This window comes from Streptomyces sp. enrichment culture (assembly GCF_964273255.1).
Lineage (GTDB): Bacteria > Actinomycetota > Actinomycetes > Streptomycetales > Streptomycetaceae > Streptomyces.
In genome coordinates this window covers 2,026,843-2,039,736 of the sequence record NZ_OZ186835.1, presented here as the reverse complement: position 1 = coordinate 2,039,736, position 12,894 = coordinate 2,026,843, and the positions used below count along the sequence as shown (strand labels likewise).

The window sequence follows — 12,894 nt, the reverse complement described above, 5'->3', positions numbered from 1 at the left end:
CACTCAAGGAGAGAACCCAAAGTGGCCGAGCTGTTCTACGACGCCGACGCCGACCTGTCCATCATCCAGGGCCGCAAGGTCGCGGTCATCGGTTACGGCAGCCAGGGCCACGCCCACGCCCTGTCGCTGCGCGACTCCGGCGTCGACGTGCGCGTCGGTCTGCACGAGGGCTCCAAGTCCAAGGCCAAGGCCGAGGAGCAGGGCCTGCGCGTGGTGACGCCCTCCGAGGCCGCCGCCGAGGCCGACGTCATCATGATCCTCGTCCCGGACCCGATCCAGGCCAAGGTCTACGAGGAGACCATCGCCCCCAACCTGAAGGACGGCGACGCGCTGTTCTTCGGCCACGGCTTCAACATCCGCTTCGGCTTCATCAAGCCCCCGGCGGGCGTCGACGTCTGCATGGTCGCCCCCAAGGGCCCCGGCCACCTGGTGCGCCGCCAGTACGAGGAGGGCCGCGGCGTCCCGTGCATCGCGGCCGTCGAGCAGGACGCCTCGGGCAACGCCTTCCAGCTGGCCCTGTCCTACGCCAAGGGCATCGGCGGCACCCGCGCGGGCGTCATCAAGACGACCTTCACCGAGGAGACCGAGACCGACCTGTTCGGTGAGCAGGCCGTCCTGTGCGGTGGCACGGCCGCGCTGGTCAAGGCGGGCTTCGAGACCCTGACCGAGGCCGGCTACCAGCCGGAGATCGCCTACTTCGAGTGCCTGCACGAGCTGAAGCTGATCGTGGACCTCATGTACGAGGGCGGCCTGGAGAAGATGCGCTGGTCGATCTCCGAGACCGCCGAGTGGGGCGACTACGTCACCGGCCCGCGGATCATCACCGACGCCACCAAGGCCGAGATGAAGAAGGTCCTCGCCGAGATCCAGGACGGCACCTTCGCACAGCAGTGGATGGACGAGTACCACGGCGGTCTGAAGAAGTACAACGAGTACAAGGACCAGGACTCCGAGCACCTGCTGGAGACCACCGGCAAGGAGCTGCGCAAGCTCATGAGCTGGGTCGACGAGGAGGCGTGAGGCGCCCTGCCGGGACCGGGGCGCACCGCTCCGGTCCCGGCCGGCCGAACCCGGGGTAACGTCGGTGTACGGCGTTGTCCGTCCCGTCCTGCCACGGACGGGTGATCCTTCCGAAGCGGCGTAGGACGCGCCCTCGGCGCCACTACACTGCTGCATTAATACGCGTCAGGCCCACAGCGTCGTGCGTCTTCCACGCGGCTAGCACTTCTTCACCGCCTGCGGCCGTCGGGACGGCCGTCCGCACTGGGACTTGTGAGGACTCACGTGAGCTCGAAACCCGTCGTACTCATCGCTGAAGAGCTGTCGCCCGCCACCGTCGACGCCCTCGGTCCGGACTTCGAGATCCGGCACTGCAACGGCGCCGACCGCGCCGAGCTGCTGCCCGCCATCGCCGAGGTCGACGCGATCCTGATCCGCTCGGCCACCAAGGTCGACGCCGAGGCGATCGCCGCCGCGAACCGCCTCAAGGTCGTGGCCCGCGCCGGGGTCGGCCTGGACAACGTCGACGTCTCCGCCGCCACCAAGGCCGGCGTGATGGTCGTCAACGCCCCCACGTCGAACATCGTGACGGCCGCCGAGCTCGCCTGCGGTCTGATCGTCGCCACGGCGCGCAACATCCCGCAGGCCAACGCCGCCCTGAAGAACGGCGAGTGGAAGCGCAGCAAGTACACGGGCGTCGAACTCGCCGAGAAGACCCTCGGCGTCGTCGGTCTCGGCCGCATCGGCGCCCTCGTCGCGCAGCGGATGTCCGCCTTCGGCATGAAGGTCGTCGCCTACGACCCCTACGTGCAGCCGGCACGGGCCGCCCAGATGGGCGTCAAGGTACTGTCGCTGGACGAGCTGCTGGAGGTCTCCGACTTCATCACCGTCCACCTGCCGAAGACCCCCGAGACCCTCGGCCTGATCGGCGACGAGGCGCTGCGCAAGGTCAAGCCGAGCGTGCGCGTCATCAACGCCGCCCGCGGCGGCATCGTCGACGAGGAGGCGCTGTACTCGGCGCTCAAGGAGGGCCGGGTCGCCGGCGCGGGCCTGGACGTGTACGCGAAGGAGCCGTGCACGGACTCCCCGCTGTTCGAGTTCGACCAGGTCGTCTGCACCCCGCACCTCGGTGCCTCCACGGACGAGGCCCAGGAGAAGGCCGGCATCGCCGTGGCCCGCTCGGTGCGCCTCGCCCTCGCCGGTGAGCTGGTCCCGGACGCGGTGAACGTGCAGGGCGGGGTCATCGCCGAGGACGTCAAGCCGGGCCTGCCGCTCGCCGAGCGCCTCGGCCGCATCTTCACCGCGCTCGCCGGTGAGGTCGCCGTCCGCCTCGACGTCGAGGTGTACGGGGAGATCACCCAGCACGACGTGAAGGTGCTGGAGCTGTCGGCCCTCAAGGGCGTCTTCGAGGACGTGGTCGACGAGACGGTGTCCTACGTCAACGCGCCGCTGTTCGCCCAGGAGCGCGGGGTCGAGGTCCGCCTGACCACCAGCTCCGAGTCGGCCGACCACCGCAACGTGGTGACCGTGCGCGGCACCCTCGCCGACGGCGAGGAGGTGTCGGTCTCCGGCACCCTGGCCGGTCCCAAGCACGTCCAGAAGATCGTGGCCGTCGGCGAGTACGACGTCGACCTCGCGCTCGCCGACCACATGCTGGTGCTGCGCTACGAGGACCGTCCGGGGGTCGTCGGCACCGTCGGCCGCATCCTCGGCGAGGCAGGCCTGAACATCGCCGGCATGCAGGTCGCCCGTGCCACGGTCGGCGGCGAGGCCCTGGCCGTGCTGACGGTCGACGACACGGTCCCGGCCGGGGTGCTGGCCGAGGCCGCGGCCGAGATCGGTGCCACGTCGGCCCGTTCGGTCAACCTCGTCTGATCCCGCGGTGACGCGGGCGCGGACTTCGCGCCCGCGCCGTCCCGTTCCTCCCCGCGAGCGCCGGGCGGGCCGACCGAGTCGGCCCGCCCGGCGCTCGGCGTGTCCGGACATCCGGGCGCAGGCACGGGCATTCCCGGCCCACCGGCGCCGGTTCCCTCCGCCGGAGGCGCGGCGTCCGTGATGAGAGCCTCGCCACGTCACTCCGTTCGCACGTTCGTCCAACTTGTATGGTCAGTATGTTGGTAATTTCGTGTGCACTGTGATGTTCATGAAACGGGGGGAAGCGGGGGATGCGGCCGACGCCGCGGCTGTGATCCCCGGTTCTCGTATCTTCGTGCGGTTGCTGAGCCGTCCGCGCGATGTGCGGAGGGAGGGACGGGCATGGCCCGGGTCGGTCGGGGGGACGGACGGCAGGACGGGGAGCGGGGTGACGGCGAGTCGCTGCCGCCCCCGCCCGATGCCACGGTGCAGCTACGAGTCGACCAACTCCGTGCCGCCGCCGACGAGACCATGCAGCTGCGGGTGCCCGAGGGAGGCATACCCGAGGGCGGGATACCCGAACGGGTCCCGTCCGAGCCCCGTTCCTCGCGCCGGGCGGCCCGCAAGTCCGCTGCCTCCCGCGCGGGGGGTCTGCGTTCCGCCCTCCGTCCCGTCGCGGCCCGGCTGGAGCCGGTCCTCGCACCGGTGGTGGCCCTGCTCGGCCCCCACCTCCGCCGGCTGCGCCCGCACTACCCCCGGCCGGGGCGCACGGGGTGGCGCCGCTGGATCCCCTCCCGGCGGCAGTCCCTCGTGGGCTTCCTCGCCTCCTTCGGCCTGAGCACCCTGTTCATGGTGGTCGCCTACGCGGCCACCGACATCCCGGAGGACCTCAACACCCACGCCACCCAGCAGGACAACGTCTACTTCTGGTCCGACGGCACCCCGCTGGCCCGGACCGGGTGGGTGCAGCGGCAGGCCATGCCGCTGGAGGAGATCCCCGAGGACGTCCGCTGGGCCGTGCTCGCCGCGGAGAACGACAGCTTCTACAGCGACCCCGGCATCTCGGTGAAGGGCATCTCGCGTGCCTTCCTGCGCACCTTCGGGCAGGGCGACACCGAGGGCGGGTCCACCATCACCCAGCAGTACGTGAAGAACGTCTACCTCAACCAGGACCGCACCCTCGGACGCAAGTTCAAGGAGGCGATGATCGCGCTCAAGCTCGACAACGAGATGAGCAAGGACGAGATCCTGGAGGGGTATCTCAACACCAGCTGGTACGGCCGCGGCACCTACGGCATCCAGCGCGCCGCACAGGCCTACTACGGCAAGGAGGTCCAGGACCTCAACGCCAGCGAGGCCGCGCTCCTGGCCTCGCTGCTCAAGGGCGCGGGCCTGTACGACCCGACCCTCAGCTCGGCCAACCGCGACCGGGCGGTGGAACGCTGGACGTGGATCCTCGACCGGATGGTGACGATCGGCAAGCTGTCGCCCGAGGAACGCGACAAGTACCGCAAGTTCCCCGAACCGCTGAAGCGCAATCCGCTGTACGCGACCGGTGAGCAGAGCGACTACCTCGTCGAACTCGCCTCCCAGTACGTGAAGAAGACCGCCGGCATCTCCGAGCGGGACTTCGACCTCGGCGGCTACCAGATCTACACGACGTTCGACAAGAAGCGCGAGGACCAGCTCACCGACGCGGTGGTCGAGGCACGGAAGAAGGGCCGCAAGGACCACCCCAAGCCGGCCGCCGACGCCCACTACGGAGCCGCCACGGTGGCCGCCGACGGCAGGATCCTCGCCGTCCACGGTGGCCCGGACCACCGCAAGCAGGGCTACAACGAGTCCAACGCGACCACCGTGCCCGCGGGGTCGGCGTTCCACCCGTTCGTGTACGCGGCCGGCCTGGAACACGGGGTGCGCACCAGCCGGGACGGGGAGCCCACGCCGGTGAGCGGGGAGACGCTCTACAACGGCGACGACCGTGTCCCCGTCACCACGCCCGAGGGCCCGTACTGGGACCGCAGCGGCCGCAAGGTGGCCGCGCGCAACGACGGCGGCAAGTCCTACGGCCGGATCTCGCTGCACAAGGCCCTGGCGCTGTCGGTCAACACCCCGTTCATGCAACTGGGCATGGACACCGGGCTGGCGAAGGTGCGGTCCACCGCCGTGGCGGCGGGACTGCTGCCCTCCAGCATGGGCGCCCAGGTGCCCGCACTCGCGAACGGCAGCGCCACGCCCAGCGCCATCCGCATGGCCAGCGGCTACGCCACGTTCGTCGCCGACGGGGTGCACACCGAGCCGTACTCGGTGCGGAAGGTCACCCGCGGGGGCCACACCATCGGCCTCTCCCGGCCCGCCGTCCGCCGCGCGGTGAGCGCCGACACGGCACGTCAGGTCCAGGCGGCCCTGGCCGAGGGCCATCGCGTCGCGCACCCGGGCGGCCCCGCCGAGGCCGCCGGGAAGGTGGGGACGACCGAGGACGACACCGCCGCCTGGTACGTGGGCAACCTGGGCAAGGAGACGACCGCCGTCGTCGTGTACCGCATCGACCTGGCCGAGAGCCTCGAACCGCTGCCGCTCAAGGGGCTCGGGGGCAAGCCGTCCGGCAGCGTCCCGTACGGCATCTGGTCCAAGGCCCTCGGGATCGGTGACTGAGTCACCGGTGCGGCAGCACCGCACCCAGCCCTCCTGTCCGCCAGCCACCCGCCCTTCCGTCTCACAGAGGTCGTGCCACTGATGAAGCAGCCGTCGGGCCGCCGCCGCAAGGCCAGAGAACCCCGCCGCCCCGCCCGCCGACACCTTCTCGGGCTGACGGCGTTCCTCGTCGTCGCCTCCCTCGTGGTCGCCTATCTGACGCTCTCCGGCAACGACAGCACCGCCCCGACCGGGTCCGCCAAGGCCAAGGAACCGAGGAAGTCGGGCCAGGGTGCTCCCGAGGAGCCGGAGTGGGACGGCGAGGTCAAGGTGATCGGTGACGGGTCCACCTCCTACACGGGCCCGCAGAAGAACCACTTCAAGCCGAAACGGCTCAAGCCGGGCCAGAAACCGCCCCAGTTCGTGGTCTTCTCCTGGGACGGCGCGCTCCAGGGGGACGACGGCCTCTTCTCGCACTTCCGCAAGACGGCCAAGCAGTACGACGCGCGCATGACCTTCTTCCTCACGGGCATCTACCTCGTGCCCAAGAACAAGCGGCACCTGTACGACCCGCCGCAGCACCCGGCCGGCAGCGCCGCGATCAGCTTCCCCACCGACGAGCACATCCGCACCACCCTGCAGGAGCTCTCCGCCGCCTGGAAGGAGGGCCACGAGATAGGCACCCACTTCAACGGCCACTTCTGCGGGACCAAGGGCGGCGGCGACTGGAGCGTCGACGAGTGGCGCAGCGAGATCGACCAGTTCTTCGACTTCGTGAAGAAGTGGAAGACCAACACCGGCTTCACCGACCTCGATCCCCTGCCCTTCGACATCGAAAAGGAGGTCACCGGCGGCCGTGCCCCGTGCCTGGAGGGCCAGGCCAACCTGATGAAGGCGTCCAAGGACTACGGGTGGCGCTACGACGCCAGCTCCGCCGGTGACTTCCAGATCTGGCCGGTGAAGAAGGACGGCATCTGGGACTTCCCGCTGCAGATGCTCCCGTACGAGGGCGGCAAGTACCAGGGCCTGTCCATGGACTTCAACTTCCTCTACAACCAGTCCGACGGGGAGACCGACGGCGACCCGGCCATGTACCCGAAGTGGCAGCAGGAGACCGTCCAGACGTACATGGCGGGCTTCAACCGGGTCTACTTCGGCAGCCGCGCGCCGCTGTTCATCGGCAACCACTTCGAGGAGTGGAACGGCGGTATCTACATGAAGGCCGTCGAAGAGGTGATCAAGAACGTCTGCCCCAAGAAGGACGTCGAGTGCGTCACGTTCAAGGAGCTGGCGGACTGGATGGACATGCAGGATCCGGCCACCCTGCAGCGGCTGCGGAACCTGGATCCGGCGCAGTCCCCGGACTGGTCCACGGTCGTCAAGTGACCGGGGCGGACGGCGCCCGCGGCCGGAGGTGACGGTCGGGTAACTCCCGTACGGGCAAAGGCGCCACCCCCTTCACAGCAGCCACACATGACATGCGAGACTCCGCTTCACACCGGCATCTTCCGCCGGGAAGAGGGGAGTTTCAGTGAAGTCAAGAAAGCTGCGCCGCACGCGGCGTCGCGCGACCGTGATCACAGCGGCCGCCGTCTCGGCCGTCGCGGGAGCGGCGATGCTTCCCGTCTGGAGCGCCGGCGCCTCCACCCAGGCCGCCGAACCCGAGGTGGACGCCCGGACCAAGGCCACGTTCCAGCGGCTGGCGGACGCGGTCTTCACCGACCGCACCAACGCCCTGGTCGACCGGCCGGGCAAGAGGAAGAAGCAGATATCCGACGGCTTCTCCGGCCGGGTCGCGCTGTCCTCCGGGACGGCCCGGGCCGAGGGCAAGGCGCTGGACCGGCTCACCGACCGCCGCGCACGGCTCGCGCGGCACGGCGAGAAGTACAGCAAGGCCGACACCAAGGTCACCCTCGACCGCACCCGGGTGAACGGCCGCAAGGCCGTCGTCGCCGTCACCGAGACGACGACGCTGACGTACAAGAAGGTCCGGGGGGACGAGCCGAGGACCACCGGCTTCCAGTCCCAGCACGAGCTGACCTTCCAGGCCGACCGGCGGGGCCAGTGGCGCCTGACCGGCATCCATGAGGCGGCGGACGACCAGCTCGCCGTCAACCAGCCGGACGCACCGACGGTCGAGACCACGCCGAGCCCCACGCCGTCCACCAAGGCGGCCGCCAACACCACGCCGTCGTCGCCGCGCGCCGAGATCACCCGGCCCGCCCCGGCCGCCCCGAAGAACCTGACGGGCGGTGAGTACGACTACAAGGCCATGGCCGCCTACGCGGAGAAGCACTGGCGGGACTACAACCCGGACTACCCCAGCTTCGACGGACGGGGCGCGGGCGGCGACTGCACCAACTTCGTCAGCCAGGCCCTGAAGGCGGGCGGCTGGAAGCACGTGCCGGGCTATGTGTACGACTACACCCGCTGGTTCGGCAACAACGAGATCCAGTCACACTCGTTCGTGGGGGTCAACGAGTGGTCGTGGTTCGCCCTGAACTCCGAACGCGCCACCAGCCTCGCGAACGTGTACCAGATGGACGTCGGTGACGTGCTCCAGGTCGACTTCGACCGCGACGGGTCCAAGGACCACACGATGATCGTGACGCACCGCAGCGCCCAGGGCGTGCCGTACCTGACGTACCACTCGACCAACACGCTGCGCCGGTCGGTCGCGAGCATCATCGCCTCGTACCCGAACGCCGCGTACTACGCCTACCGCACCTGAGCGCGGCCGGCGGACACGTACGGAAGGAGGGTCACAGGCGGGCGGACTTGAGGACCATGTGCAGCAGCAGACGGTCCTCGCCGTCGTCCAGGTCCAGGCCGGTGAGGTGTTCCACGCGGGACAGCCGGTAGTACAGGGTCTGGCGGTGGATGCCCAGCTCGGCGGCGGTCCGCCCGGCCTGGCCCGCGAGGTCGAGGTAGGTCTCGGCGGTGCGGGCCAGCTCCCGGTGGGCGGGGGACAGCAGCCGTCCGGCCACCGGGTCGTGGGCCGCCCGCGCGGGCAGCGCGGTCAGGAGGCGGTACGGGCCGATCGCGTCCCACCGGGCGACCGGGCCGAGCCGGGGTTCGGCCAGCGCCGCCCGGGCCGCGGCCGAGGCCTCCCGCCAGGCCGTGCCCAGCTCCGCCAGGCCGGTGCGCGGACCGGCGATCCCGGCGGCCGCCGTTCCCCGGCCGCCGGGACCGGCCTCGCGGGCCCGCTCCAGCAGCCGGCCCGCGGCGGTCGCCGCCGGGGTCAGCGCGTCCGTGGCGCGCAGCCGCAGCAGCACGGCGAGGGCCAGGTCCCCGGTGCCCCGGGGCAGCGTGCACAGCGCCGTCGCCCCCGGCACGGTGCGCACCGACGGCGCGTCCTCGGCGGCGGCCGACGGCCAGGGCGCCACACAGACCAGGGTGTGCGGCCCGTCCGCCCGGGGCCCCAGGGCGGTGCGCAGTTCCGCGACGGCCATGTCGTGCTGCCAGTCGCGTTCCGCGGTGAGCACCGCCCGCAGTTCGCGGGTGAGGTCCGCGCCGTGCTGCGCCTCGTCGGCGAGCAGCGCCCCGATGCGCGCGGTCACCCGCATGGCCGCGTCCAGCTGACGGTCCGAGGGGCCCGGGTCGTCCTCCAGCAGCCACACGTACCCCAGGACCGCACCCCGATGGCGTACCGGCAGGCAGATGCGCCCGCGGTGCACCCCCGCCTCCGGGGTGCGCGGGATGCGGACCGGGCCGGTGGCGCGGGTGATGCCGAAGCCCTCGAACCAGGCGCGGACGGCGGCCGTGGAACGGCGGGTGAGGATCGAACGGGTGCGCACCGGGTCCAGCGCGGACGGATCGAGGTCGCCCTCGCTGTCGTACACGCCGAAGGCGATCAGCTCGAAGTCCCTGCTCTCCAGGGTCGCCGGGGCGCCGAGCAGCTCGGAGATCTCGTCCACGAGCTCCTGGTAGTCACCCCTGTGTCCCGACGTCGTCACCCGGGCATTGTCCCGCACCCCGGCCCGTCCTTCATACAGATGTCTGAGATCCCCGGCACGGATGCGTGACAGCTGTCGATGGCCGACGATCGGGGGACTCCATAGGTTTCACGGTGGTTCTCCGTGCCGTACCCGAAGGAACGGGTGACGGCCGTCAGGTGCAGGTGCTTGGAGGTGCCCCGTGCTGGGTCCCGTGATTCTCGCCGCGTCGCGCAGCGACCGGATGCGTCGGCTGATCTCGGCGGCGCCGGTGACCAAGCAGGTCGTCGACCGGTTCATCCCGGGGGAGACCGTCGACGCGGTCCTGCCCGTCGTGGAGGAGCTCACCGGCCGGGGCCTGGAACTCACCATGGACGTGGTCGGCGAGGACATCACCCGGCCCGAGCAGGCCGAGGCGGCCCGCGACGCCTACCTCGAACTGATCCGGAGACTGGCCCCGCTGGAGCTCGGCCCCCGCGCCGAGATGTCCGTCAAGCTGTCCATGTTCGGCCAGGCCCTCCCCGGCGGCCACGACCTGGCGCTGGCCAACGTCCGCCCGGTCGTCGAGGCCGCCGCCGCCATCGGCACCACCGTCACCCTGGACGCCGAGGACCACACCACCCTCGACTCGATGTTCGCCATCCACGAGGAGCTGCGCCGGGACGTCCCGCAGACCGGCTGCGTGATCCAGGCCTACCTCTTCCGCACCGAGGAGGACGCGCGCAGGCTCGCCGCGAACGGCAGTCGCGTACGGTTGGTGAAGGGCGCCTACAAGGAGCCCGCCGGGGTCGCCCTCCAGCGGAAGCACGAGATCGACAAGGCGTACGTGCGCATCCTGCGCACCCTGATGAACGGCGACGGGTATCCGATGATCGGGTCCCACGACCCGCGTCTGATCTCCATCGCCCAGGAGCTGGCCCGCGTCGCCGGGCGCAAGCCGGACGAGTACGAGTTCCAGATGCTGTACGGCATCCGCAGCGACGAGCACCTGCGGCTGGCCGCCGAGGGCCACCGCATGCGCGTCTACACCGCCTACGGCACCGACTGGTACGGCTACTTCATGAGGCGGCTCGCGGAGAAGCCCGCCAACCTGCGGTTCTTCGCACGCAGCATGATCACCAAGGGCTGACACACACCGCTCAAGTCAAGGAGTTACGGACACCATGGACGCTGTGACCCAGGTCCCCACCCCCGTCAACGAGCCGGTGCACGGCTACGCCCCCGGTTCTCCCGAGCGGGCCCGGCTGGAGGCGAAGCTGCGGGAGCTGGCGGACAACCCGGTCGACCTGCCCTGCACCATCGGCGGCGAGAAGCGCATGGGCGGCGGCGACCGGTTCGACGTCGTGCAGCCCCACAACCACAAGGCGCGCCTGGGCACCGCCGCCAACGCCACCCGGCAGGACGCCCAGGACGCCATCGACGCGGCCCTCGCCGCCGCGCCCGCCTGGCGCGCGATGTCCTTCGACGACCGCGCGGCGATCATCCTGCGCGCCGCCGAACTGCTCGCCGGCCCCTGGCGCGAGACCATCGCCGCCTCCACCATGCTGGGCCAGTCCAAGACCGCCCAGCAGGCCGAGATCGACAGCCCCTGCGAGCTGGTCGACTTCTGGCGCTTCAACGTCCACTACGCGCGCGGCATCCTCGCCGAGCAGCCGCCGGCGAACTCGCCGGGCGTGTGGAACCGCCTGGACCACCGCCCGCTGGAGGGCTTCGTCTACGCGATCACGCCGTTCAACTTCAGCGCCATCGCCGCCAACCTGCCCACCGCGCCCGCCCTGATGGGCAACGTCGTGGTCTGGAAGCCGTCCCCGACGCAGACGCACGCCGCCGTGCTGCTGATGCAGCTGCTGGAGGAGGCCGGTCTGCCCAAGGGCGTCATCAACCTCCTCACCGGTGACGGGCTGGAGGTCTCCGAGGTCGCCCTGGAGCACCGGGACCTGGCCGGCATCCACTTCACCGGCTCGACCAAGACGTTCCAGCACCTGTGGAAGACGGTCGGCAACAACATCGAGAAGTACCGCACCTACCCGCGCCTGGTCGGCGAGACCGGCGGCAAGGACTTCGTCGTCGCCCACCCGAGCGCCGACCCGGCGATCCTCAAGACCGCGCTGACCCGCGGCGCCTTCGAGTACCAGGGCCAGAAGTGCTCCGCGACCTCCCGCGCCTACGTTCCGGCGTCGATCTGGAACTCCGGCTTCAAGGAGGAGTTCGCGGCCGAGGTCGACGGCATCCGGATGGGTGACGTCACCGACCTGTCGAACTTCATCGGCGCCGTCATCGACGAGCGGTCCTTCGCCAAGAACAAGGCCGCCATCGACCGTGCCAAGGAGGACCCCTCCTGCACGATCGTCGCCGGCGGCTCCTACGACGACTCGGTCGGCTACTTCGTCCGCCCGACCGTCATCGAGTGCACCGACCCGGAGAACGAGGTGTTCCGCACCGAGTACTTCGGCCCGATCCTCGCCGTGCACGTCTACGACGACAGCACGCCCGAGAAGTACGACGCGATGCTGACCCAGATGGAGTCGGTGTCGGACTACGCCCTGACCGGCTCGGTCATCGCGAACGACCGCGCGGCGGCGGCGTACACGATGGAGAAGCTGCGCTACGCGGCCGGCAACTTCTACATCAACGACAAGTCGACCGGCGCCGTCGTCGGCCAGCAGCCCTTCGGCGGCGGCCGTGCCTCCGGCACCAACGACAAGGCCGGCGCGCCGCAGAACCTGATGCGCTGGACCCTGACCCGCGCCATCAAGGAGACGCTGGTCCCGCCGACCGACTACACGTACCCGCACATGGGCTGACGCCCCCTCCGATCGCGAACGGGCCAGGTCACCCCCCGACCTGGCCGTTCGTGTGCCCGCGGGCGGGACGGCCCGGCCGGTGGGCCGGCGGCGCGGTGCTCCCGGGGCCCCGCGGCCGGCGGCTCCGGTGCGGGGCGCGCGGCCCGCGGCCCGTGGGGACGGCCCGGCGGCGGCCCGGCGGCGGCCCGTGGGGACGGCCCGGCGGCGGACGGTGGCGTCCTCCACGTTCGCCCGCCGACCTCCAAGAACCGGTAAAAGCCCAGGTCAGTGCGGTGTGACGCAGTCCACCGTCTCAGATAGTAGGAAGCCCAAGTAATTGTGCAGACAGACGCGCGGCGCGCCCTTACTTTTGTAGGAGCCGAACGTCTCGCTCGATCCAGCGAACGGCGGTCGTGAGCCGGACCCTCGTGCAGGTCACCCCCTGCGGTCCCGGGCTCCCCGCCCCTTCCGGCGTCCCGTGACCCTCCGCGCGCTCCGGCGCGCGTTCCGAAGGAGCCGATGACCCATGCCCGAGACGACCGCCCGCCGCCGCGTCCGCCACACCTCCCGCACCGCCGAGTCCGACCGCAAGAACGCGGCCGCCGCCCTGCAGCGCGCCCTCGACCGCCGGGACAACGGCGGCTCGACCGGTCACTGAGCGGGGCCCGTCCGCCATGCGGGTGTCCGCA

9 protein-coding genes are annotated in these 12,894 nt (G+C 70.8%); 8 read left to right on the top strand and 1 reads right to left on the bottom strand.

The genetic code is table 11. The features are described 5' to 3' along the window. Nucleotides 1–21: 21 nt before the first annotated feature. From ilvC to ACSU53_RS08625, 5 genes are all read left to right on the top strand, one after another. Nucleotides 22–1,020 (top strand): ketol-acid reductoisomerase, encoded by a 999-nt coding sequence (gene ilvC, locus ACSU53_RS08645; RefSeq protein WP_437026119.1) that lies wholly within the window; start codon nucleotides 22–24, stop codon nucleotides 1,018–1,020. Between the two features lie 264 nt (nucleotides 1,021–1,284). Beyond that, entirely contained in the window at nucleotides 1,285–2,874 is a 1,590-nt protein-coding gene (gene serA, locus ACSU53_RS08640; RefSeq protein WP_164337519.1) for a phosphoglycerate dehydrogenase, read from the top strand. 381 nt (nucleotides 2,875–3,255) lie between these two features. Then, the gene (locus tag ACSU53_RS08635) at nucleotides 3,256–5,508 is read left to right on the top strand and encodes a transglycosylase domain-containing protein (RefSeq protein WP_437026117.1); all 2,253 of its coding nucleotides are present in this window, start codon (nucleotides 3,256–3,258) and stop codon (nucleotides 5,506–5,508) included. An 81-nt stretch (nucleotides 5,509–5,589) separates the two neighbouring features. Next, nucleotides 5,590–6,873, top strand: a complete 1,284-nt coding sequence (locus ACSU53_RS08630; protein ID WP_437026115.1) for a hypothetical protein — start codon at nucleotides 5,590–5,592, stop codon at nucleotides 6,871–6,873. A gap of 145 nt (nucleotides 6,874–7,018) precedes the next feature. Next, nucleotides 7,019–8,218 carry an amidase domain-containing protein gene (locus ACSU53_RS08625; RefSeq protein ID WP_437026113.1) on the top strand — a complete coding sequence of 400 codons (1,200 nt, stop codon included), beginning with the start codon at nucleotides 7,019–7,021 and terminating at the stop codon, nucleotides 8,216–8,218. Between the two features lie 31 nt (nucleotides 8,219–8,249). Here ACSU53_RS08625 and ACSU53_RS08620 read toward each other — a convergent pair whose 3' ends face one another. Further along, on the bottom strand, nucleotides 8,250–9,461 hold the full coding sequence (locus ACSU53_RS08620) for a PucR family transcriptional regulator (protein WP_437026112.1): 1,212 nt from the start codon (nucleotides 9,459–9,461) through the stop codon (nucleotides 8,250–8,252). A gap of 163 nt (nucleotides 9,462–9,624) precedes the next feature. Between ACSU53_RS08620 and ACSU53_RS08615 the strand changes: the two genes are divergently transcribed. The 3 genes from ACSU53_RS08615 (at nucleotide 9,625) to ACSU53_RS08605 (ending at nucleotide 12,863) form a co-directional block, all read left to right on the top strand. Beyond that, nucleotides 9,625–10,551, top strand: coding sequence for a proline dehydrogenase family protein (locus tag ACSU53_RS08615; RefSeq protein WP_437026110.1), 927 nt, complete (start codon nucleotides 9,625–9,627; stop codon nucleotides 10,549–10,551). Nucleotides 10,552–10,585: 34 nt separating this feature from the next. Next, on the top strand, nucleotides 10,586–12,226 hold the full coding sequence (gene pruA / locus ACSU53_RS08610; protein WP_437026108.1) for an L-glutamate gamma-semialdehyde dehydrogenase: 1,641 nt from the start codon (nucleotides 10,586–10,588) through the stop codon (nucleotides 12,224–12,226). 505 nt (nucleotides 12,227–12,731) lie between these two features. Then, complete coding sequence (locus ACSU53_RS08605) at nucleotides 12,732–12,863, top strand: hypothetical protein (RefSeq protein WP_437026106.1); 132 nt, start codon at nucleotides 12,732–12,734, stop codon at nucleotides 12,861–12,863. Nucleotides 12,864–12,894: the final 31 nt, after the last annotated feature.

What these genes read in the sequence shown, in the direction of transcription:
- ACSU53_RS08605 (WP_437026106.1), top strand. Translation starts at nt 12,732, where the DNA reads ATGCCCGAGACGACCGCCCGCCGCCGCGTCCGCCACACCTCCCGCACC.
- ACSU53_RS08630 (WP_437026115.1), top strand. Translation starts at nt 5,590, where the DNA reads ATGAAGCAGCCGTCGGGCCGCCGCCGCAAGGCCAGAGAACCCCGCCGC.
- ACSU53_RS08635 (WP_437026117.1), top strand. Translation starts at nt 3,256, where the DNA reads ATGGCCCGGGTCGGTCGGGGGGACGGACGGCAGGACGGGGAGCGGGGT.
- pruA (WP_437026108.1), top strand. Translation starts at nt 10,586, where the DNA reads ATGGACGCTGTGACCCAGGTCCCCACCCCCGTCAACGAGCCGGTGCAC.